At 60.7% G+C, this 21,826-nt stretch carries 19 protein-coding genes; 11 read left to right on the top strand and 8 right to left on the bottom strand.

Annotation, left to right across the window (positions count from 1 at the left end; all coding sequences use genetic code 11):
* Positions 1-156 precede the first annotated feature (156 nt).
* The gene (locus tag RBA41_RS27395; protein ID WP_099873129.1) at positions 157-747 is read left to right on the top strand and encodes a sigma-70 family RNA polymerase sigma factor; all 591 of its coding nucleotides are present in this window, start codon (positions 157-159) and stop codon (positions 745-747) included.
* Positions 744-1,448, top strand: coding sequence for an anti-sigma factor (locus RBA41_RS27390; RefSeq protein ID WP_306627550.1), 705 nt, complete (start codon positions 744-746; stop codon positions 1,446-1,448). Before RBA41_RS27395 ends, RBA41_RS27390 begins: the two co-directional genes overlap by 4 nt.
* Positions 1,449-1,544: 96 nt before the next feature.
* Here the strand turns inward: RBA41_RS27390 and RBA41_RS27385 are convergent, their stop codons facing one another.
* The 3 genes from RBA41_RS27385 to RBA41_RS27375 form a co-directional block, all read right to left on the bottom strand.
* Entirely contained in the window at positions 1,545-1,976 is a 432-nt protein-coding gene (locus RBA41_RS27385) for a group I truncated hemoglobin (RefSeq protein WP_306627549.1), read from the bottom strand.
* A gap of 46 nt (positions 1,977-2,022) precedes the next feature.
* Positions 2,023-4,317: a PAS domain S-box protein gene (locus RBA41_RS27380; RefSeq protein WP_306627548.1), complete on the bottom strand. Its 2,295-nt coding sequence runs from the start codon at positions 4,315-4,317 to the stop codon at positions 2,023-2,025.
* Between the two features lie 151 nt (positions 4,318-4,468).
* Complete coding sequence (locus RBA41_RS27375) at positions 4,469-4,894, bottom strand: PaaI family thioesterase (RefSeq protein WP_306627547.1); 426 nt, start codon at positions 4,892-4,894, stop codon at positions 4,469-4,471.
* A 110-nt stretch (positions 4,895-5,004) separates the two neighbouring features.
* Between RBA41_RS27375 and RBA41_RS27370 the strand changes: the two genes are divergently transcribed.
* Positions 5,005-5,601 (top strand): DUF1287 domain-containing protein, encoded by a 597-nt coding sequence (locus tag RBA41_RS27370; protein WP_306627546.1) that lies wholly within the window; start codon positions 5,005-5,007, stop codon positions 5,599-5,601.
* Here the strand turns inward: RBA41_RS27370 and RBA41_RS27365 are convergent.
* On the bottom strand, positions 5,585-7,174 hold the full coding sequence (locus RBA41_RS27365; RefSeq protein WP_306627545.1) for a mucoidy inhibitor MuiA family protein: 1,590 nt from the start codon (positions 7,172-7,174) through the stop codon (positions 5,585-5,587). The two genes, RBA41_RS27370 and RBA41_RS27365, sit on opposite strands and share 17 nt — an antisense overlap.
* 277 nt (positions 7,175-7,451) lie before the next feature.
* Between RBA41_RS27365 and RBA41_RS27360 the strand changes: the two genes are divergently transcribed.
* Positions 7,452-8,030 carry a hypothetical protein gene (locus RBA41_RS27360; protein WP_306627544.1) on the top strand — a complete coding sequence of 193 codons (579 nt, stop codon included), beginning with the start codon at positions 7,452-7,454 and terminating at the stop codon, positions 8,028-8,030.
* Positions 8,031-8,089: 59 nt separating this feature from the next.
* On the opposite strand, the gene RBA41_RS27355 is transcribed toward RBA41_RS27360, so the two are convergent.
* Positions 8,090-9,031: a LysR family transcriptional regulator gene (locus tag RBA41_RS27355; protein ID WP_306627543.1), complete on the bottom strand. Its 942-nt coding sequence runs from the start codon at positions 9,029-9,031 to the stop codon at positions 8,090-8,092.
* A 126-nt stretch (positions 9,032-9,157) separates the two neighbouring features.
* On the opposite strand from RBA41_RS27355, the gene RBA41_RS27350 reads away from it, so the two are divergent.
* The gene (locus RBA41_RS27350) at positions 9,158-10,126 is read left to right on the top strand and encodes an MBL fold metallo-hydrolase (protein ID WP_306627542.1); all 969 of its coding nucleotides are present in this window, start codon (positions 9,158-9,160) and stop codon (positions 10,124-10,126) included.
* A gap of 66 nt (positions 10,127-10,192) precedes the next feature.
* On the opposite strand, the gene RBA41_RS27345 is transcribed toward RBA41_RS27350, so the two are convergent.
* Positions 10,193-10,465, bottom strand: a complete 273-nt coding sequence (locus tag RBA41_RS27345; RefSeq protein WP_306627541.1) for a hypothetical protein — start codon at positions 10,463-10,465, stop codon at positions 10,193-10,195.
* Positions 10,462-11,154, bottom strand: a complete 693-nt coding sequence (locus RBA41_RS27340) for an alpha/beta fold hydrolase (protein ID WP_306627540.1) — start codon at positions 11,152-11,154, stop codon at positions 10,462-10,464. Before RBA41_RS27340 ends, RBA41_RS27345 begins: the two co-directional genes overlap by 4 nt.
* Positions 11,155-11,381: 227 nt before the next feature.
* On the opposite strand from RBA41_RS27340, the gene RBA41_RS27335 reads away from it, so the two are divergent.
* The 6 genes from RBA41_RS27335 to RBA41_RS27315 all read left to right on the top strand — a co-directional run bounded on the left by RBA41_RS27335 (position 11,382) and on the right by RBA41_RS27315 (position 20,424).
* Positions 11,382-13,796: a TOTE conflict system archaeo-eukaryotic primase domain-containing protein gene (locus RBA41_RS27335; protein ID WP_306627539.1), complete on the top strand. Its 2,415-nt coding sequence runs from the start codon at positions 11,382-11,384 to the stop codon at positions 13,794-13,796.
* 37 nt (positions 13,797-13,833) lie between these two features.
* On the top strand, positions 13,834-14,496 hold the full coding sequence (locus RBA41_RS27330) for a TnsA endonuclease N-terminal domain-containing protein (RefSeq protein ID WP_306627538.1): 663 nt from the start codon (positions 13,834-13,836) through the stop codon (positions 14,494-14,496).
* Complete coding sequence (locus tag RBA41_RS27325) at positions 14,493-16,403, top strand: TnsB C-terminal domain-containing protein (protein WP_306627537.1); 1,911 nt, start codon at positions 14,493-14,495, stop codon at positions 16,401-16,403. Before RBA41_RS27330 ends, RBA41_RS27325 begins: the two co-directional genes overlap by 4 nt.
* Positions 16,396-17,310, top strand: coding sequence for a TniB family NTP-binding protein (locus tag RBA41_RS27320; RefSeq protein ID WP_306627536.1), 915 nt, complete (start codon positions 16,396-16,398; stop codon positions 17,308-17,310). Before RBA41_RS27325 ends, RBA41_RS27320 begins: the two co-directional genes overlap by 8 nt.
* Positions 17,268-18,329, top strand: a complete 1,062-nt coding sequence (locus RBA41_RS33515) for a TniQ family protein (RefSeq protein ID WP_374709612.1) — start codon at positions 17,268-17,270, stop codon at positions 18,327-18,329. Before RBA41_RS27320 ends, RBA41_RS33515 begins: the two co-directional genes overlap by 43 nt.
* A gap of 460 nt (positions 18,330-18,789) precedes the next feature.
* Entirely contained in the window at positions 18,790-20,424 is a 1,635-nt protein-coding gene (locus RBA41_RS27315) for a hypothetical protein (RefSeq protein WP_306627535.1), read from the top strand.
* 106 nt (positions 20,425-20,530) lie between these two features.
* On the opposite strand, the gene RBA41_RS27310 is transcribed toward RBA41_RS27315, so the two are convergent.
* On the bottom strand, positions 20,531-21,826 hold a 1,296-nt coding region (locus tag RBA41_RS27310; RefSeq protein WP_306627534.1), incomplete at its 5' end, for an IS4 family transposase.

Genomic DNA, 21,826 nt, shown 5'->3' with positions numbered 1-21,826 from the left:
CCACGATACTGCGTACGCAAGCGGCGCCCGATTGGATTCAACTATTTTGCTGTATTTTGCAAATAAGTTTGTTGTATTCTGATATGCCTTTGCGATAACCTCACCGAGCTCTCCGCGGCACGCCGCGGCCATCCGACCCCACTTTCAAGGCGCGCTGTGTCCACCGACGTCAACCCGCTCGACCCGCAGCAACTGAGAATCTGGCTTTTGGCAGCCGGCAAGCGCGATGGCGGCGCCTTCCGTTCTCTCTACGATGCAACTTCTCCGAAACTGTTTGGCTTCGCGCTGCGTATATTGCACAAGCGCGAGCTCGCTGAAGAGGTTTTACAAGAGAGCTATGTCGCGATCTGGAACAATGCCGCCAACTACCAGAGCCATCTTGCAGCGCCGATGACCTGGATGGCGACCATTGTCCGGAACAAGGCGTTCGACCACCTCCGGCGCAGCGACGTCTCGGTTGAAATCGATGCGGAACAGTTTGATAGTGAAGTCATGAATGCTCTACAGGATCCGCAAGCGACGCCGATCGAGGCCTTGCAAATGAGTGGCGATGCGAAAGCGCTGGCGTGGTGCATGTCCGCGCTGGAAGGGATGCATCGCCAGGTCGTTGCGCTGGCCTATTACCACGACCTGTCGCACAGCGAAGTGGCCGAGCAGATGAAGCTACCAGTCGGAACCGTGAAAACCTGGATCAGGCGCAGTCTTGAAAAACTGCGCACCTGCCTCGCGAAACGGGAGCAAACATGAACATCCGACATAACATCGTCCTGCGCCAGAAACTGGCGGCGGAATACGTGCTGGGCACGCTCAGGGGCGGCGCGCGGCGCCGCTTCGAGGGCTGGCTGCACCAGGATGCGGACCTGCGCAACATCACCGCGCAGTGGCAGCAGCGCCTGGCGCCCATGGCCGAATTCGCCGGCGACGTGCAGCCGCCGAAAAGCGTATGGAGCGGCATCGAACGGCGCCTGAACCTCAAGCCGAGCGCGGCTGCGGGCTGGCGCTTCTGGCTCAATGACAACCTGGCGTTCTGGCGCAGCCTGGGCATGGTCTCGACCGCGATGGCGGCCTTGCTGCTGGTGGTGGTGCTGACCAATCGTCCGGTCGATGCGCCGGTGATTTCCTACGTGGCCACGCTGAGCGACGACAAGGCGCAAACCGCCATGGTGCTCACCGCCGACCGCAAGCACCGCGCGCTCGATGCGCGGGTGGTGGGCGGCGGCCAGGTTGCGGCGGACAAGAGCCTGCATCTGTGGGCGGTGCCCAAGTCGGGCAAGCCGCGCTCGCTGGGGGTATTGGCCGACAACAAGGGCAAGTTTGCCTTGCCGGATAACGCGATCAGCGACGATGTCGCGGTGCTGGCGGTGACGCTGGAGCCGAAGGGCGGCTCGCCGGACCCGAACGGGCCGACCGGACCGATTGTGTATAAAGGTCATTGGGTGAGCTTGTAAGCGCGGAGACATCGCGCTACCTTCCTGGCCGTCGTTTTTGCCGGTGGCAGAAACGACGGCGCGTGCCTTAACGCGATGCTGATCGCCGGGTCCGGCTCACTTCGTCACAATCTCCTTCTGCATCGGCGCCAGCCTGGCCACCAGCTTGTTCTGCACCGCCGGCGCCACGCCGTTCTTGTCCATCGCTGCCTGCAAGTCCTCGGCCAGCGCATTGAACTGCGCATTGGTGATGTTCAGGCCGTCGTGGATCTCCTTCATGTCCTTGCCCTTGTACTTGCACGGGCCGCCGGCGAGTTCGCAGAACTGCTCTTCCAGCCGCATCGACAGATTCTTCAGGTCGGTATCCCTGAACGATTCCTTGATGCGCGCATCGGCCATGATCATCGGTATGAAGGTGTCCACGATCTTCCTGATCCCGCCCTGGCCGCCCAGCCCCTGGTACATCGTGTCGTCGGTGGCCGGGCCGTGCGCGCAGCCGGTAGCCAGCGCCAGCGTGCCAATGCAAAAAAGCCGGGTCAGCGTTGTCATTCTCGTTCCGATCATGGTTGAAATGCATATCAAACTGAACAATTAATCATGCCTGGTCCGACGCCGGCGCCAGCGCCCGGTCCACCGCGGCGCTGAAGGCGTCGATGTCGATCGGCTTGGTCAGATAGGCAAAAAAGCCGGCGGCGATGCTGCGCTGGACGTCGCGCTCCATCGCATTCGCACTGAGCGCGATCACGGGAATGTGCGCCGTGCGTGGGTCGGCGCGCAACAGGCGCTGCGCCTCGTGTCCATCCATGCCGGGCAGGTTGATGTCCATCAGGATGACTTGCGGCAGGTAGCTCTGCGCCAGGGCGATGCCGAGCTCGGCACTGGGTGCGGAAATGAGCGCCAGGTCGGGCCGGAAGCCGACGATTTCTTCCACCAGCAGGAGGTTGGCGGGATTGTCTTCCACATACAGCAAGGTCGCCACCGCCGGAGCGCCTGGCGGCGCCGCCGGCGCGTGCGGCGCGGCCACGGCCACGGCCGGGCTCAGGCTGAGCTGGACGCTGGTGCTCAGGTCGAGCTCGATCCAGAACACGCTGCCGATGCCGGCCGTGCTCGACACGCCCATGGTGCCACCCATCAACTCGACCAGCCGCTTGGTCACCACCAGCCCGATGCCGGTGCCTTCCTCGCTGCCGCCTTCCTGGCCGAGCCGGTTGAACGGCTGGAACAAGGCGCTCAGCTGGTCGGGACGCAAGCCCTTGCCGGTATCCTGCACCGAAATGCGCACCCGGGTCGGGCCGATCAGGTTGGCGTTGACCACCACCACCCCTTGCTCGCGGTTGTACTTGATGGCGTTCGACAGCAGGTTCAGCATGATCTGCTTGAGCCGCGTATGGTCGGCCACCACCACCAGCGCATCGGGCTTCGGAAACACCATGCGGATGCCGCGCCGGGCGGCGCTGTCGCCGACCATCGCCTGCACTTCGTCAAGCAGGCCGGAGAGAATCACCGCTTCGAGCGAGACGCTCAGGGAACCCGATTCGATCTTGGCCAGGTCGAGGATTTCGTTAATCAGGGTCAGCAGGTGTTCGCCGGCCGTGAGGATGTTGCGCACGAAATTGCGTTTTTGCTGGGCGGTCGAGGGCAGCGACTCGTTGGCCAGCAATTGGGTGAAGCCGAGAATGGCGTTGAGCGGGGTGCGCAGCTCGTGCGACATGCTGGTCAGAAACAAGTCCTTGGCCTGGTTGGCGCGTTCGAGTTCGACCTTCTTGTCGTTCAGGGCGCGCTCGATGCGCTTGCGGTCGGTAATGTCGCGGATCGCCGACGACACCAGCACCCCCTCCTCGGTTTCCAGCGGCGACAGGCTGATCTCGACCGGAAACTCGGTGCCGTCGCGGCGCAAGCCGTACAGTTCCAGTCCGGCGCCCATCGAGCGCGGGCGCGGGCCGGCCGAAAAGCTGGTGCGGAAATGCGGATGCTGTTCGGCAAAACGCTGCGGGATCAGGATCTCGACCTTCTTGCCGAGCAGCTCGGCGCGCGGATAGCCGAACAGTTTTTCGGTCTGGGAATTGACCAGCACGATCTCGCCATCGCGGTTGACGATCACGATCGCGTCGGGCGCCGATTCGAGCAGGCCGCGGAATTTCTGCTCGGCCTTCTTGCGCTCGCTGACATCGCGGATCGCGCTGATGACAAAGGCGCCGGCGTCGGTGCTGATCGGCGACAGGCTGATTTCGACCGGGAACTCGACCTGGTCCTTGCGCACGCCGTACAGCTCCAGCCCGGCGCCCATGGTACGGGTGCGCGACTGCTCGAAGTAGCGCGAGCGGTGGGCCACGTGACCGTGCTGGAAGCGGGCCGGCAGCAGCACTTCGATCAGCTTGCCGTTCAGTTCCCCCGGCGCATAGCCGAACAGGCGTTCGGCCTGGGCATTGGCCAGCACGATGGTGCCGGTCGGGTTGGCCATGATGATGCTGTCCGGCGTCGATTCGAGCAGGTCGCGGAACTTCGCTTCGATCAGCAGGGTGTCGCGCGCCGCCTTGGCCTGGGTCATGTCGCGCTGGCTCGAGAGGATGTAGGCAACCTTGCCGTGTTCGTCGTGGATGGCCTTGTCGGAGGCGTCGACGTAGATCAGCGCGCCATCCTTGCGGCGCCGCAGCGTTTCGTAGTCGAACACCCCGCGCGCCGCGATCTGGCGCTCCGCTTCGCCGTCCAGATCCTGCTTGCCGGGCAGCGCGATCAGCTCGCGCAGGTCGCGCCCCAGCGCTTCGTCGCTGGTGTAGCCGAAGATGCGTTCGGCGCCGTTGGTCCAGCGCAGCACGGTGTGGTCCGGCGTGATGACAATCACCCCGCCAGGGGCCTCGGTGAGTATGAGCTGATCGAAGTCGATGGGCATCCGGCGTTCTCTGGCTGGTGGACAGTGGTGCCGGAAGGGGGTCGACCCGCCGCCCCGGCGTCAGGCCATGATGCGCTTTTTCAGGTAATTGTCAAACGGAAGTTAATAGATGTAAAACTTCCAGTAGCAATGACGCAAACCCTTGCCGCGCTTAGGTCGGATACAAAATCATCTGGGTGCAGCGGAACAGGGCGATGGTCTTGCCGTTGGCTTCATTGGTGACCACCACATCCCACACCTGGGTGGTTTTGCCGAGATGGGCCGCCTTGGCCACGCACGCAATCGCCCCGTCGCGCGCGGTGCCCAGGTGGTTCGACTTGATTTCGATGGTGGTGAAGCTGTTCGCCCCTTGCGGCAGGTTGGCCACGCAGGCATAGCCGGCGGCGGTGTCGGCCAGGGTGATGACGGTGCCGGCATGCAGGAAACCGTTGGGCGCGAGCAAGTGCGGCTTGACTTCCAGGCGCGCCGCGACTTCGCCACCGCCGACCCGGGTGATTTCCACGCCCAGGTAACCGGGAAGCGTGCCGGCGCCGAAACTGTTCATCGATTCAGGAGTAAACTGCTGCTGCGTGCTCATGGCGTTTCCGTTCGTGATTGAAATAAGCACGATTGTACGTTTTTCTTCCCCGCCCGGTTAACAGAGGTCCGATCTTGAAAAAATGTGTTTTAACACTGCGGTATCTGCCCGTGCTGCTGCCCGTGCTGCTGAGCATCCCGCTGCCCGCCTCGGCGCAGAACGCCACGCCGGTGCGCCTGGTCGACGCGGCGCGCGCCCAGATCGGCGTGACCACCCAATACAACGGGCGCTACGAGCGCATCGCCTATCCCGGCGGCGACGTGCCGCTCGAGCGCGGCGTGTGCACGGACGTGGTGATCCGCGCCTACCGCAAGATCGGCGCGGACTTGCAGGAACTGGTGCACAAGGACATGAAGAAAGCCTGGGATGCCTATCCGCACCTGTGGCAACTCAAGCGCCCCGATCCGAATATCGACCATCGCCGCGTGCCCAACCTGGCCACCTATTTCAAGCGCCACGGCAAGGCCATGACGCCCTCGCGCGATGGCGCCGCCTACCAGGCGGGCGACATCGTCACCTGGATGCTGCCGGGTAACCTGCCGCACATCGGCATCGTGGCCGGCCAGCGCAGCGGCGCCGGGGTGCCGCTGGTGATCCACAACATCGGCAACGGCACCCAGATCGAGGACCGCCTGTTCGCCTGGCCTCTCACCGGGCACTACCGCTGGAACCCGGACGCCAAGCCGGCGCTCAGCGCAGCCCGGTAACCGATCCTTCCTTCGGATAGTCGATGCGGTACTCGACCTGGAACCTGGCGGTCGCGCCCGCAGCGAGCGTCTTTTTCCAGGCGACCACGCCGCGCCGCTGTTCCCAGGTGTCGGTGAACGGTTTCGGATCGAACACCGCCTCGACCTTGACTTCCTCGGCCGTGCTGACGGGCGAGGAATCGAACACCAGCAGCTCGACCGGCGTCTTGTGGCGGTTGACCAGGGTGAACACATCGGCGCGCACGCTGGTGGCGCGGCCGCCGAACATCCCCTTGCTGCCGGTCTTGCCGGCGACCGGATCGAGCGATACCTTGACCAGGTCGTCGCGCCCGAACGAGAACAGGGCCCGTTCGCCCTCCTGCAGGTTCCACTGGGTGGCGCCGATGTAGCCGCCATCGCGGAACAGCTGCATGCTGCCGGCCGGCCACACGCCCTCCGGACGGGCCGCTTCGGCCATGACGATGGCAAATTTTTCCAGGCGCGGCGTCACGCGCAGGTGCTGGGTGACCGGCAGCGCCAGGGTCGACAGCACCACCGAGGTGGCGCGTCCGTCGGCGGCCAGGTTGACCCGGCCCGGCACCTCGAATTCGGTGGCGAACACGCCCTGCATCTCGGCGACCTCGACATCGTCGCGCTTGATGGAGCTGGCGGTGATCCGCACCTTTTCCCTCTTGTCCATTGCCATCATCGGCGCTGGCGCCGGCGCATAGGCCCGCACGCTCTCGGGCGGTTGCGGCGGACGGTAGCCCAGCAGCCACGGCTGCGGTTCGCGCCCCGTGGGCGACAGGCGCGGCTGGCTGGTCGAGAGGGTCAGCTTGACGTTGCTCCAGTCTTCCCCGGTGGTCTGCGAGATCGTCGCGAGCCGCTCCAGGTCGACCCGGGAAGCGGCCGAGTCGAGGCTGGCGCGGTAGCCCGGCTTCCAGCCGGCATTGTCGCGCTGGTAGCTGACGGTCAGGGTGCCGGCCCTGGCCGCGGACAGGCGCACCACCAGGCTGCGCACATCCTTGTTCTCCGACTGCAAGCCCGCCAAGTCGCGCTCCATGGCCTCGATTTTCTTGTCGAGTTCGCGCTGCTGCACGGCCAGCTTCTGGATCTTGATCAGCGCCTCGCTGGCGCCGCGTCCCAGGGTATCGATCACGCCGGCCAGCGCCTTGCCATTGTCCGGCCCCTGGGCCTTGGCGCCCTCGGGAGCGCCGCCGTTATAGCGCTCCAGGTAGCCCTTGACGATCGCGGCCGACTTGGCTTCGGCTTCGAGCATGGCGCGCTGGTCCTTGAGGCGCTCGATGCTGCCTTGCAGCTGGGCTCCGGCCGGGTTGACCGCTTCGCTGCCGGCATTGACGCGCGAGACCACGTCGGCCACGCGGATGCCGGAAGCGGCTTGCACGCGCACGGTTTCCACATTGAAATTGGCGGGCAAGCCGTCGATGACGACTTCGGTGGCGCCAGCGGCGACCTGGGCGGTGCGCACCACGGTGGCGCTGCCGGGATACAGGGTGACGGCCGTGACCGGCGCGTTGGTGGCCATGCAGGCGGGACTGAGCAAGGCGAGGGCGGCAAGGACGGGGTAGCGCATGGTATGCCTTTCAAACAGGGATAAGGAAGATGGTTGCAAGATGAAACGGATGGCGGCGGCAAACAGGGTTAAACCGCCCCGTGCAATGTACGAGTATCATATTTACAACATGATAGCTCAGCGCAACGTACGACTTGCAACGCGTGCAAGCCTCGGTTAGGCTGTCGGCGACATTTTCATCGAGAAATAAACATTGCAGCTAACCCCACAAAACGGTCATGCGCTGGGCGATCCCTTGGCCGGTGCTGCATTCACTCCCCTACAACAAGGAAGTTTCATGACTGCGGTTTTTCGCCTCCCCTCCCTCGTCGTCGTCGCCGCCCTGGCCGTGCAACTGGCCGGCTGCGTGCAGTTCAGCATGGCCGTGCCGGCGGCTACGCGGGGCAATACCGTGAAACTGTACAATGCCAATTTTGACAAGGTCGCCGTCGGCAGCTTCACCTTCGACGCCAGCAAGGATCCCGCCCTCGACAAGAGCCACAGCGTCCGCCTCGGCGTGCTGTCGGCGCCAGGGGGCTCGTTCGCGCAATACCTGGGCAACACGCTCAAAGCCGACCTGCTGGCGGCCAGCCTGCTCGACGCCAACGCCCCGACGGTCATCACCGGCACCCTGACGCTGAACGGCGTGGATGTCCCGGTCGGTACCGGCAAGGGCGTGCTCGCCGCGCGCTTTGTCGTCACCCGTGCCGGCGCGGTGCGCTACGACCACGAACTCAAGGTCGAGTCGAGCTGGAATTCGCCGATCGCGGCTGCGAACGCGATCCCGCGCGCCACCCGCGAGTACGAACTGCTGTACAGCGACCTCATCGGCGAGCTGCTCGATGACGACAAATTCCGTGCAGCCATCTCCAAGTAAGCCTGCCGCAGCGCCGTAAGAGGTAGTCAAAACGCCTGCGTCCGCAGGCGTTTGCGCATTCAGGCAACACTGCGTTCGTGCGCGGCCAGCGCCCTTTCCCAGTATGGTGGCGTGCCCACATGGTCGCGCAGGTAAGCGATGAACAGTTGCGCCTTGACCGGATGCGAGCGCCCCGGCAAGCGCACCGCGTGGATGCCGTCGGTCACCCTTTCCTCCCCCTGGCTCGCCGGGCCGAACAGCGGCACCAGCTGCCCGGCGACCAGCGCCTCGCTGGCCAGCCAGCTCGGCAGATGGGCGACGCCGGCGCCGCCGATGGCCGCGTCGAGCATGAAGTCGACATCGTCGCTGCGCAGGGAGCCGCTTACCGGCAAGGGTTTGTCGCGGTTGACGCCATCGAAGCTCCACCAGCAAGCCAGCGCGCTGCGGCTGACATAGCTCATGCAATTGTGATCGAGCAAATCCAGCGGCGTGGCCGGCGTGCCGCGGCGCGCCAGGTAGGTGGGACTGGCGCAGGCAATGCGGCGGCGCGGCGCCAGGTACGTCGCCAGCAGGTCGCTGTCGGGCAGGGGGCCGAGGCGGATCGCCACATCGACGCGCTGGGCCGACAGGTCGACCACGTCGTCGTTCAGTTGCAGCTCCAGTTCCATCAGCGGATAGCGGTGCAGGAACTCGCCCACGGCCGGGGCGATATGACGCCGCCCGAAGGCGCGCGGGGCGGTGACGGTAAGCACGCCGCGCGGCTCGGGATCGACCGCGGTGACGGCCGCCTTCGCTTCAGCCAGCTCGGCCACCAGATGGCGTGCGCACGGCAGGAAGCGCTCGCCGGCATCGGTCAGCAGCACCAGGCGCGAACTGCGCACGAACAGCCGGGCGCCGACTTCCTCTTCCAGCCAGTCGATCCGGCGCGACACCGACGAGACCGCCAGCTGCAAGGTCTTGGCGGCGCGCGACAGATTGCCGGTATCGACCACGGTCAGGAAACAGTGCAGGGCATCGAACATGGGCAGGGCTCCGTTGGGTTTGCGCACGACGCAAAGATAGTTTGCACATTGCCATATTGTTCCGCGTTGCGCAACGCTGCATACTGCTGCTTAGCATTTTCCCATCACCCTGACCCGAAAGACGCCATGACCACACTCTTCCGCACCCCGCGCACCCTGATCCTGGCAGCCGCCCTTGGCGTTGCCGCCTTCGCCGCCAGCCCTGTCCACGCCGCCGCGCCGATGGCCAAGGTATCGGCGCCCGGCTATTTCCGCATGATGCTGGGCGACTTCGAAGTGACCGCGCTGTCCGACGGCACCACCGAACTGCCGGTCAACAAACTGCTCAAGACCGCACCGGCCAAGGTCGACAAGGCGCTGGCGAAGGTGTTCCTGGCCAGCCCGCTGGAAACCTCGTTCAACGCTTACCTGATCAATACCGGCGGCAAGCTGGTGCTGGTCGACAGCGGCGCGGGCGGCCTGTTCGGTCCCAATCTGGGCAAGCTGGTGGCGAACCTGAAGGCCTCCGGCTACCAGCCGGAGCAGGTCGATGAAATCTACATCACCCACTTGCATCCGGACCACGTGGGCGGCATCGCGAAAGACGGCGCGGCAGCGTTTGCGAATGCCGTGGTGCGGGCCGACAAGCGCGATGCCGATTTCTGGCTGAGCCAGGCCAACATGGAGAAAGCGCCGGCCGATGCCAAGGGGTTCTTCCAGGGTGCGGTCGCCTCGCTCAAGCCCTACATCGACGCCAAGCGCTTCCAGCCGTTCGAGGGAGATGCGGAACTGGTGCCGGGCGTGAAATCGACCTCCACCTATGGCCATACGGCTGGCCACACCAGTTATGTGGTCGAGAGCCGCGGCCAGAAGCTGGTCCTGGTCGGCGACCTGATCCACGTCGGCGCGGTGCAGTTCGACGATCCGACGGTCACGATTGCCTTCGATTCGGACGAGAAAGCCGCCCTGGCCCAGCGCCTGAAAACCTTCAGCGCCGCGGCCAAGGACGGCACCTGGGTGGGCGCTTCGCACCTGCAGTTCCCGGGCATTGGTCACGTGCGCAGCGCCGGTAAATCGTATCAGTGGGTGCCGGTCAATTACACGCAGGTGCGCTGAGAACGGAGCATGGCGTGGTCTGCGGGGCTGACCACGCATGAAAAAGCACGACGCGCTTCTGGAAAATCAGTCGGCACTCCCGGTTTTTTTCACAAGTTCAAATTCGTGCGCCTGCAAATACAGGCCACTACACGCCCATTGCCCCGGCCCCTCTTCCCACCAGTTGGTGACGCTGGCTTTGTCGTCCTCCGGGAAATCCTCGATAGGGTACTCGTTGTTCAACATCGCCAGCGTATGCGGCAACTCGTCGACGGGAAGCGTATCGAGAAGGCCCTGATAGATTTCAAGGACGCGCACAATATCGCCAATCGCAACCTCGTTACCGTGCCGGTCTTTCATTGTGTTCTTTCCGCAGCCAGCGCGGCCACAAAACTGTTGATCGTCGTTGCCGCTTGGCCGGGAACGCTTTGCAGCAGCAGATGCGGCCCCCGCAGCGCCACCAGGCGCCAGTCCGGGCACAGCGATGCCAGCAGGCGGGCGGCGGCTGCTGGAACGATCCAGTCGCGTGTCGCTTGCAAGTACAGCACCGGAACGTCGATGGAGCGCACGCGCGCGGTGTAATCGACCGCCATCACTTCCTTCAAACGCAGGCGCAGGCGCGCTTGCGGCACCTGGTCGAGCGCCGTGCGCAGGGCCCGGCGCAGCGCCAGGGGCGCGCCAAAGCCGAGCAGGAAGGGGGCGATCAGGGGAGTGAGCGTGGACGATATGGGCAGCACGCTGACCAGTATTCTTAACGGTGTCAGGAGCGGGCGCGGATTGCGCGCAAAGGTGCAGCACAGCACCAGCCCGATCAGTCCCGGAGGCTGCGAGGCAGCCAGCGCAATGGCGACCGGTCCGGAAAAAGACTCACCGACCAGCACGAAAGGACGGTCGAGCGGCAATTGCGCGCGCGCATGCTCGGTCAGTCCGGCATAACCGAGCGCCAGCGCGGGAGGATACGACACGACAATAGTTTCAAACTGGTCCCCGAACGCGGCAATGAAGCCGGCGAACAGGTCGCCGCTTCCGTCCATTCCCGGAAGCAGCACCAACGTCACCACTGGCAGGACTTACGCGCTGATCGCCACTGTGAACAGTTAGAAGATAACGAGACAGTTTGCACGTTTTGCCGTATATTCGACCAGAAGTTAGTGAGACAAGAATCAGAAGTTATTGAGACAATTCTCGTCGAGCAATTTCGCGCTGAAGTATTCACCTCCGTGTCATCATCGGAGGCGAAGGACTTTCAGTTTCATGGTCGCATACCATCTGCCGTATGTCAAAAATCGAAGCGGAAGTTTTACAATTACGTGCGGAGAATTTAGTGCTGAAAGCACTGCTCTCTACGCATGGCATTGCTCTGCCACAGCAGGCGTCCGAGCAAGCAACCCAATACACGGTCCCACCGTCGAAGGCTGGCGCCTTGCCTCCAGGCGCAAAGGTCAAACTCTTCCGAAAACTCTTTCACGGCAGGGACGACGTCTATCCTATACGTTGGGAGGGGCAGCAAAGCGGCAAGGCCGGATATTCCCCAGTTTGCGCCAACGAATGGCGTAGAGGCGTTTGCGAAAAGCCGAGAATCAAGTGCAGCGATTGCAGCCATAGCCTTTACGTGCCCGTAACAGACCATGTTATCGAGAGGCACCTGAGGGGTAACATCACTGCCGGCGTCTATCCGCTACTTGTGGATGATCGGTGCCATTTTCTCGCCATCGATTTTGACGACGACGATTGGCGCGAAGACGCGCGAGCGGTTTTGCAGACATGCATACTCAACGAGCTGCCTGCTGCGCTAGAAATCTCGCGGTCTGGTAACGGCGCCCACTTGTGGCTGTTCTTTTCGAATCCGACCCCGGCGCGTGACGCTCGCCGGCTCGGCACCGCCTTGATTAGTGCAACTTGTGCGCGAACCAGGCAATTGAAGCTGTCGTCTTACGATCGCCTATTTCCGAACCAGGACACGATGCCAAAAGGCGGGTTCGGCAATTTGATCGCGTTGCCACTACAAAAACACCCTCGTGAACTTGGGCGCAGCGTCTTCGTCGACTCGAACCTGCAACCCGTACCCGACCAATGGGTATTCCTAGAAAGCATCGTGCCGCTGCCACAAGCGCGTATCGAGGCGGCCCTTACCAAGCTTGTAGGCGACCGGCATCCTCTCGACATCGCCTATGCAGACGTGCCGGACGAAAATGCGGATACGCCGTGGGTGCGCGCCGCCAAGCCGGATGTCAAGCTCTCGGACACGATGCCAAAAGCGGTATGCGCGACGCTCGGCAATCAGCTGTTTATTGAAAAGGCAGGGCTGCCACAATCACTGATGAACCGTCTTATCAGGTTGGCCGCATTCCAAAATCCGGAATTCTACAAAGCGCAGGCGATGCGCATGTCAACGTGGAATATCGCCCGGATCATTGGGCGAGCTGAAGACCGCCAGAAGCACTTGGCTTTGCCACGAGGTTGCCTGGGCGATGTCAGATCACTTCTTTCCGTTAACAAAATCGAGTTGAGGTTGGATGACGTCCGCTCGATAGGCCAACCTTTGCATGCGCCGTTTTCTGGCAAGCTACGACCGGATCAACAGGAAGCGCTGGCCGCGATGATGAAGCATGACTTCGGTATGTTGGTTGCCCCGACGGCGTTCGGCAAGACCGTAACGGCTGCGGCCGCTATCGCTCACAGAAAGGTCAGCACCCTCGTGCTGGTGCACCGAGCCGAATTGATGCGTCAATGGCAGGAACGACTAGGAAGCTTTCTGGAATTGAAGGGACAGAAGATCGGCTTGATCGGTGCCGGCAAGAAGAAGCCGACCGGCATGCTCGATATCGCTGTGATCCAAAGTCTGGCACGACGCGACGATTTGCCAGAGCTGCTTAGCCAGTACGGTCAGATCATCATTGACGAGGCACACCACCTATCGGCGCAGTCATTTGAAGCGGTCCTGAATGAAGCCAATTCGCGCTATGTACTTGGGCTGAGCGCCACGCCGGTTCGTAGCAACGGTCACCACCCAATAATTTTCATGCAATGCGGGCCAATACGGCATGTAGCCAAGCGTCCGACCCATGTACCAAAAGAGCTGGTCGTTCACGTTGGCCACCTTCCGACGCCGCCGATCCCGCCACATGCGAGCATCCAAGAAGTGATCCGGCTGCTAGCGGAAGACAGCGGACGCAACGCTCGGATCGTCGCAGATGCGATCAAGGCGCTGAACGCCGGCCGCAAGGTACTCTTGCTGACCAAGCGCACCGAGCATCTTGATCTCCTCTACGAGCTTTTGAAAGATATCCCCCAACCACGCTTCTTGCTGCACGGCCGCATGAAACCGAAGGAGCGCCAAGTGGTCATTGAGGCCCTGGCCAATTTGCAAGACGATGCACCCCACATTCTGCTGGCGAGCGCGCAACTGGTCGGAGAGGGCTTCGACCATGCTCCACTCGACACCTTGATTTTGACGCTGCCGATTTCGTGGGAAGGCACGTTGCAGCAATATGCGGGTCGTCTACATCGCGAGCACTCCAGCAAGACGGAAATACTAATCCACGACTACGTCGAGCTGGACAACCCGCAGCTTTCGCGCATGTGGGAAAAACGGCAACGCGGGTATCGGGCAATGGGATATCGCGTCGAGACGAATCAATTTCAACCTGCCTTTGGCAGACAAACCGAATTGTTGGGAATGCCAAAATAATCGGATCGATTGAGTTCATTTTTGGGAATCGCTTTCCATGCCAGTACGCAAAATACCAAAAAACCACCTGTGCGTGACCGGCAAGTTCGCCAGCCGAAAAAACGGACAGATGGGCGGCTTCGAGTCTCTCCTCGAAAAGGAATACATGCTACTCATGGACTTCGACGATATGGTCGAAGGATTCGAGGAGCAGCCGGTCAACATCCCCCTTCCGGGCGTGGCGAAAGGCTACACGCCCGACCTCTTGGTGCGCTTTCGGCCCGACCCCACCACCGGTTGCGTGCGCCCCCCGCTCCTGACCGAGGTAAAGCACTCGGACGATCTGAAAAAATACGCTGAAAAATATGCCCCGAAATTTGCAGCGGCTACGCTGTACGTGCTAGAGCGCGGTTGGGACTTCGGCATCACGACCGAGAAGGAGATTCGGACTCCCCGCCTGGCAAACATCAAATTTTTGAGGGAGTACCGCAACATCAATCCAGCAGATGATGATTGCGCCCGAATCATTGCAGTGACGCGCGCCACCGGTGGGACCGTATCGCTGCCGAACCTGCTGGCGGAACTAGCGCTCACCGACGAGGATCAACTCTACTGGATGCCAGCCGTCTGGAATATGGTACTGACGAAAAGACTGATCGTCGATCTCGAATGCGCGATTAGCGACGGCGTCATCCTCAATCTGCCGGAAGGTTTGTCATGAGCGAGAAAGAGCGGACCCAGCTATGGATAACAGAGGGCGCTACCATCACCAACGACGGTCGCGAGTACATCGTTGTGGCCATACCCGATGTCAACATCGTCCTTGCCAAAGAGGTCGGTTCCGACCAAAAAGTACTGATGAAAATGGGCGATATTGGCCCGCCGAAGGTCATCGGCACGACGACCACGACACCGACGGCCAAATTGGAGCTGTGGGAAACTTCACAGGACGATTGGAAGGTTGCCGAAGAACGGCGGCGCCACATCGAACCACTTTTGAATACGCCTGCCCGCCAGTGGGCCAATGCGCTGGCCGACAAGATCGCCGTGGAAGCCGGCGTCAGCCGCGCCACTTTGTATCGCTGGGTGGCAACGTTCAAGCAGGCCAAGTTGTTGTCCTCCCTATTGCCGAACTATCGGGCCAGGGGCGGCGCAGGAAACACCAGGCTGTCGCCGGAAGTCGACGCCATCATTGTAGACTGCCTTGAAAATTTTCACGACACCGAACAGAAAACGTCGGTCGCCGCCACCGTCGAAGAAATCAGACGGCGGTGCTCAAATGCGAACCTGCGCCTACCGGCGCACAACACCATCAAGGCGCGCATCGAGAAATCTAAGGGCCGCGAGCGAACCGCCAGCAGAAAAGGCGAAGCCGCCGCGCATGATCAACACGATCCCATAAAAGGCGTTATCGGCGACGCCGACTGGCCCCTCGCCCTCGTGCAAATCGATCACACTTTGCTCCCCGTGATCATCGTTGATGACGTGCACCGTAAGTCAATTCGGCGGGCGTGGATCACACTTGCGATTGACGTCAACAGTCGGGTTTGCCTTGGCATGTATCTCACGTTGGATGCGCCGTCCGCCATGTCGGCCGGCATGTGCATCTCTCACGCGATCATGCCTAAGGAAAAATGGATGTCGCGGCTCGGTGTCACCTCGACGGACTGGCCATGCTGGGGCGTCATGGGCATCCTGCATATGGATAACGCCCGTGAGTTTCGAGGAGACATGCTTCAGGTGGCATGTAACGAATATGACGTCGACCTTCATCTGCGCCCGGTCAAGAAGCCGCGTTACGGCGCCCACATCGAGCGGCTCATGGGCACCGTGTCGGAGGGACTAAAGGCCGTCAAGGGCGCCACATTCTCTGGTCCGGACGAGAAGGGCACCTACGATTCCGAGGGCAATGCCTGCATGACATTCGGCGAACTGGAAAAATGGTTGGTTCTTTTTTTCGCCCGCTACCACCGCAAAGTTCACGCGGGGATCGGTACCACGCCACTGACAAAATGGCGCGATGGTTTGCTCGGCACCAAGGGTAAGCCTGGACGCGGGCTCCCGGCGCGACGACTTGACGAAGAAAAACTTCGCATCGATTTCATGCCGTTCATCGAACGTACGATTCAGAACTACGGCGTTCTGATTGATGACGTGCACTACTATCATGACGTTCTGCGCCCATGGATCAACACGCCCCACCCGGAATTTTCGCGGCACCGGCGCAAGTTCCGGTTCCACCGGGATCCGCGCGATATCAGTCAGCTGTATTTTTTCGACGAGATCGCCAAGCGCCACTTCGCTATACCCTATCGCGATGTCAGCCTGCCGCCGGTCAGCATATGGGAGCTACGCGAGGCACATCGGCGAGCCGACCAAAAGGGCATTCCACACGAGAACGAGAAGGCCGTCTTCGCGCTACTCAACGAACAACGTGAGCTCGAAGCCGATGCCGCCGAGAAGACAAAATCGGCACGGCGAGCCCAACAGCGGCGGGTCGAGCACGATCGAGCCCGCAAGGACAAAGTCGATAGCCTGCCGCAAGTATCCAACCCAATACCATCGGCCATGCCCTCAGCTGTGCGCGGCTATAACCCTGATGCCATTGAGCCGCTAGAAGATGAGTAATCAATCCTTGCCACCTGAAAATGCATACACGCACCTCAACGAGCGTGCGCGCGCCCTGGCAGTCAAGTCAGACGATGCGAGGATCTACGCTATTCGCGAAGGCGCCTGGCTGGGGTACAAAGATGCCAAGCGCATCATCGGGCGCATGGAAGAGCTCTTGGCGTACCCACGCATCACGCGCATGCCGAACCTGCTTCTGGTTGCACCTTCGTTCAATGGAAAAACATCAATTCTGCGACGCTTTGTGTCCGAGCATCTTCCTGATCTCGATCCTGCAGGCGAAGTCACAATTTGTCCGGTGGTCATGGTGGAGTCGCCGCCGAAGCCGGACATTTCTGATTTCTACACGCGCATACTGGACGCGCTGATGACGCCGTACAAACCCACAGCGTCGGTTCAGGAAAAGTACTCGCAAATAAAGCGCCTGTTCCGGCAGATGGACGTGCGCATGCTGATCGTCGATGAAATCCACCACCTTATCGCCGGCAGCCTGAATCGGCAGCAGGAATTTCGCAATGCGCTAAAGAGCCTGGGCAATGAAACAATGGTGTGTATAGTCGCGGCCGGCATCGAGGATGCTTACAATGCGTTTAATACGGATCCTCAGATGTCCAGCCGCTTCACGCCGGAAGAGCTTCCACTATGGAAGCCGAATAACGAATTTGGTGCGCTGCTCGCGACGCTCGAATTGCGCATGCCGCTAAGGTCGTCGTCGAACCTAAAAGATCCAGCGACGATGCTGGCGATCCATACGCGCAGCGAGGGCACGCTCGGCGATATGTGCGATTTGGTGAAGGAACTTGCTGTTGATGCGATCCGCAGCAAGGCAGAGCGAATCACGCTGGCGCAAATTGGTAGCCTATCATGGGTCCCTCCGTCAAAACGCAAACAGCACAAACGCCACTAAGCTCCGGGAGGTGGCCGGCCACCCAGCTTTGGCCCATCCGGTATAAGCCCTTGCCGGACGAATTGCTTTCATGCTGGCTTGTCCGCCTGGCTCGCGGCCATGGCCTCAAGGTTCAGACGTTTTGCAATGCAATTTTTGGCGAACATCTGCAAGTCTGGAATCGCGATATCGATCGGTTGGCTCCACCGTGGCTATTGACTGAGCTAAGCATTCGGACTGGCACTCCCTATTTGGTTGTTGCAGGCACGACGTTGCGAACCTATGAAAGCGTGCTCTACCGCAAATTCAGGCCGGCAGGTCCACTTCATTGGATATTGCTCCTGAAGATGTACCATCGAAAACGCTTGGGATTCGGTCTCCAGTACTGCCCCACGTGCTTGGCAGAGGGCGATGTGCCTTACTTCAGGAAGCGATGGCGCGTTGCACTAAGCACCGTTTGTAGCATCCACAAGACCATGCTCCTGGATCGTTGTCCGAGTTGTGAAGCAGCGGTCGCTGCTCATCGGATCGACTTCAACCGACTTGATCCATTGGACGAAGTACCGATTTCGTTCTGCCATCGCTGCGATTTCGACTTGCGCACAGCGCCGGCCGCCGAGCCGATTTCCTATGACGGATATTCATTCGGAGTCCTATTGGCGGCCGGCAATTGCATCGACGGCAATGCGGCCGAAGGATGGACATTTGATCGATATGCCGTGCTGCACCAACTATGCAGACTTATGACTGCGCGCTATAAGCATGTTGGGCTGCGGGGCTTCGTTTTGGAGCAAATCGGCGCTCGGGATATTTCCCTTACACAGGGGTACGTTTCCTTCGAAATGCGACCGCTTGCCGAGCGCCACCATTTGCTTCTACTGACAGCTTGGCTGATGACTGACTTGGAGCCCCGGCTTCACGCTGCGTGGCAGCAAGGATGTGTGCGATATAGCGTTTTGACGAAAGATTTTCCAGGAAGTCCAGAGTGGTATAGGCGAATCGTTGCAAACTTTGAAAACTGGAGGAACCGTTTCCTATGATCAAAGATCAACAAACTACACGGATACCGTGGTGACGGACGGGCTGATTGTTCTAGCGTATCTGGTCAGCTTGCGGGAGGGACTTACGCCTTCAAGTGTATGCCCATGCTGGGCGCACCCAACAAAAACGGCCCGCATCTGCGGGCCGTTTTTATAGATGGGGAGGAGAATATTGCGGGACGAACCCAGACCAGATAAGCCCAAACCCCTTTGATCGGTCGTTACTTATACAGTAACTAAGGTCGTATAATACTCTCTTTTACGACGCAAGGCAACCAAGCACATGCGATTCGACCCGAAGATAGACGCCGAGCTCAACCTAGCGCCCCGTCAACTACTGTTTGCGGAAGTATGGTTTAACCAGGTGCACGAGTATTCTTTGGACGCATTTCGTGTGCGGGCAATGAACCCGGTCAATTCCGTTCGTGAACTTTTACGAGGGCTGGAGCCAGGATCCCCCGTGAATGACAGCGACCGGCGACGTATTTGGGGCGAATTGCTGTCCATACTGGAGTCGGCCTCCCTGCTGCAGGACGATCGCTTTCAGCCGGCGGGGCACGAGTTATGCCTTCTGGTGAAGGATTTCCTTGGCAAGGATAAAAAGGATAACGCAACGAGCTCCTTCGCACTGATTGAAGCATTCGCCAGGGAGCTCGAAGTCGCCCTCAGTGAGCATTTTATACCCACATGCATCTCATGGCTGACTCGGACACTGATGGAGGCCCCTCCGTCAGGGACCGATCCCGAACACGCGGCCGTCAACGCGATCACCGGACAACTGCTAAGTTGTCTCGTCGGCGACGGATGGAGCCTCGAATCATTGTTCACACTGTATCGGTCGACGTTTGCCGTAGATGTTGTTCACACTACAGCCGGTCAACCGTACAGCTTCTCGCGCGCCTCAAACTGGATGTTTGCGCGATTGCAGCGGGCACCCAAGCCGTATACCGTGACGTTTGTGATAAATCAGGTAACCGACGTCGGCGCGTTCCCACCACAGGTGGGCGATATCGGCTTCTCCACAGTGCCGCCGGCGATCACGGGGAATTCCTCAAGAATGGTCAATCGCCTGGCGACTGCAGGTGGCTCGCGCGTATTTGCCACCATGACAGTGCTGGCGAGGGATGGTCGCATCGCCGGTATGCGCGCGGCGCAACATATCGAGCAGGTGCTGGACGTCGTGCGCTATGATTTTGAACGAAGCAATTTCACCCTCTCGGAGAAATTCCTGGTACAGAAGGCCGATGGCCATAAGGTACTGGAGGTTGCGCGCATGGTCCCCAATCAGACCAGGGATATCTCGCAGAGCGCGCTTCACCAATTCATGCAACGTCTTGGCGACCTGGTGTCCAGCGGTACCTTACAGGACGATTCGAAGGATCGGATCTATTCGGCGTTTCGGCTCTACCGCACAGGTGCCGAGGCCGGAAACCTGGAGAATAAGCTCGTCAATTGGTGGACGGCATTAGAGTTTCTTGTCAAAGCGGGCGGCAGCGGCGGTATAGGCGACGCCGTGGAAAATGCTCTCTATCCCACCGTGACCTTGGCCTATCTCTCGAAACATTTGGAGGCGATACGTGCGGCTCTGCATGCGCTGCGCGTCACTGTTGTTTGCCCAGCGACAGGGGAACCGCTCGACACCGCTGCCATGTCGCTTCATGAACTCTATACCCTCTGTTTGGACGGGACCTTCCGGACCAGGACCCTAGCCGCTGTCGCGGGGCATCCCTATGCCGTCCTGCAGATGAATGAGTTCTTCCTCAAGATCGCGACCCCGAGGGATTTGGCGGAAACGCTGAAGCACCATGAGCGCTCGGTACGCTGGCAAATTCAACGAATCTATCGCGCTCGCTGCGACATCGTTCACAGCGCCGGCCGCGTGGCACAGGCCACACTGTTGTGCGCAAACCTCGAGTCCTATCTGAAGATATTGCTCGACAATTTTCTCCAGTCTTTGCATCGACACGCGACACTTCGGACACCCAAGGAGTTCTTCGATCGACAGCGCCACACATTTGATCGTGTGTCTGGGCAGCTGGCCAAGAACGACAACGCGTTTTTGATCAGTCTGCTTTCTCGTGATTTCACGGGCTAGACGAGACATTTTTTTACTGGCTTGCGTTCGGCTTGACACATTGATCAAGCTCAATGCCTGCAATTTAATGCGCGCACGAGGTCGAAACCATGTCGTTATACATAAGTCAGCCGAGCCCATCACGCAGCGCGCGCAGCGTCTCGGCGGCAGCAAACACTTGATCGAGACCGCGCCAGATTGTTTTGGCTCCCGGTTCGCCATCGCTCTTGCGGCCGAGGAAGCCTCCTACCTGCGCAATCATACGCACAACTTCATTTAGCGTCGGTGGTGTTGCAGGCATCTTCTTCTTGGTCAGCAGGTGGGCACCGCGAATCTCGTCAGGGTCGAAGAATAGCGATGCGGCCAAATCCGGGCAGGTTCGTCCCTTGCGCATCAAATACGTAATGCGCCAGGCGACGACCATGAACAGCGCCAATGCGCGCTCAAGCCGCTCCATGCTCGACAGCTGGAGGGCCTCGACTTCACAGCCGTTTTTTAACACATGGAAATAGATTTCAATTTCCCAGCGCGCCCGATACCAGTCGATCAGTTCGACTGCGTGCTCTTGCGTGGCGACGCTACGGTTGGTCAACAAGCGCCATTCGATGGGTTTGACGCCTGCGGCGGCGCCCACTTCACGCGCCACGACGCAGGTGACGGTGATCCGCCCCTTCGCCCCATCCTTGATCTCGACCTGTGATGCCCACAGTTGCTGGCGGACGGTACGCCCTTTCTGATTTTCACGCGAGCCGATGGCGAAAGTGATCTCGCCCAGCGGTGCCACGCTGGTCGTCGCTTCCCACAATTTAGCGCCATCTTCGTCAGGCAGGCAGCGGTTATGTTTGGCCCGCACCAGCCAGTCGGCCGGCGTGCCCAGATCGCGCGCGCAGCGCATCATTTCCACCATGTCCGCTTCGCGGTCGGCAACATACACCAGTCGCGTATCCGGCATGAGCGCCGCCATTTCCGCCACGCGCTGGTAGCCTTCGACCCAGCGCTTGCTCTCGATCAGGCCAGGTCTGACGCCGTCGGCTCCCCGTTTCTCGCGCGCCCACATCCACGCGTCAAGTACACCAAGCGGCTCACGCCCGGTCGTCACCGCGTAGGTCGGATGCAGGTACATGCCGCGCCGGACTTCATAATTGAGCGGCCCCAGGCCATCGATCTCCTGGCCGTTGAAATCAAGCTCGGTGGTGTCCTGGATGCACAGCACGACCGACTGCGCGCGCATCCGTTCCTCGGTACGCGACCAGTGCGGGGCAAGGATGGCTTCCCATTCCACTTCGTCATTGCCCAGGAAACGGTAGGCCGCGCACGTCTCGCTCCAGCTGTCGCACGCATCCGGGATACTGGCCGTCGGATTGGCCGAAAATCGTTCCATCATTCGCTTCGCCCTTTTGTTGAGGCGAGCATCGCCAAGATC

It is taken from the genome of Massilia scottii, from assembly GCF_030846495.1.
Classification (GTDB): domain Bacteria; phylum Pseudomonadota; class Gammaproteobacteria; order Burkholderiales; family Burkholderiaceae_D; genus Telluria_A; species Telluria_A violaceinigra.
Note: the sequence above shows the minus strand (reverse complement) of the source record. Positions and strands in the feature narration are given on the sequence as shown.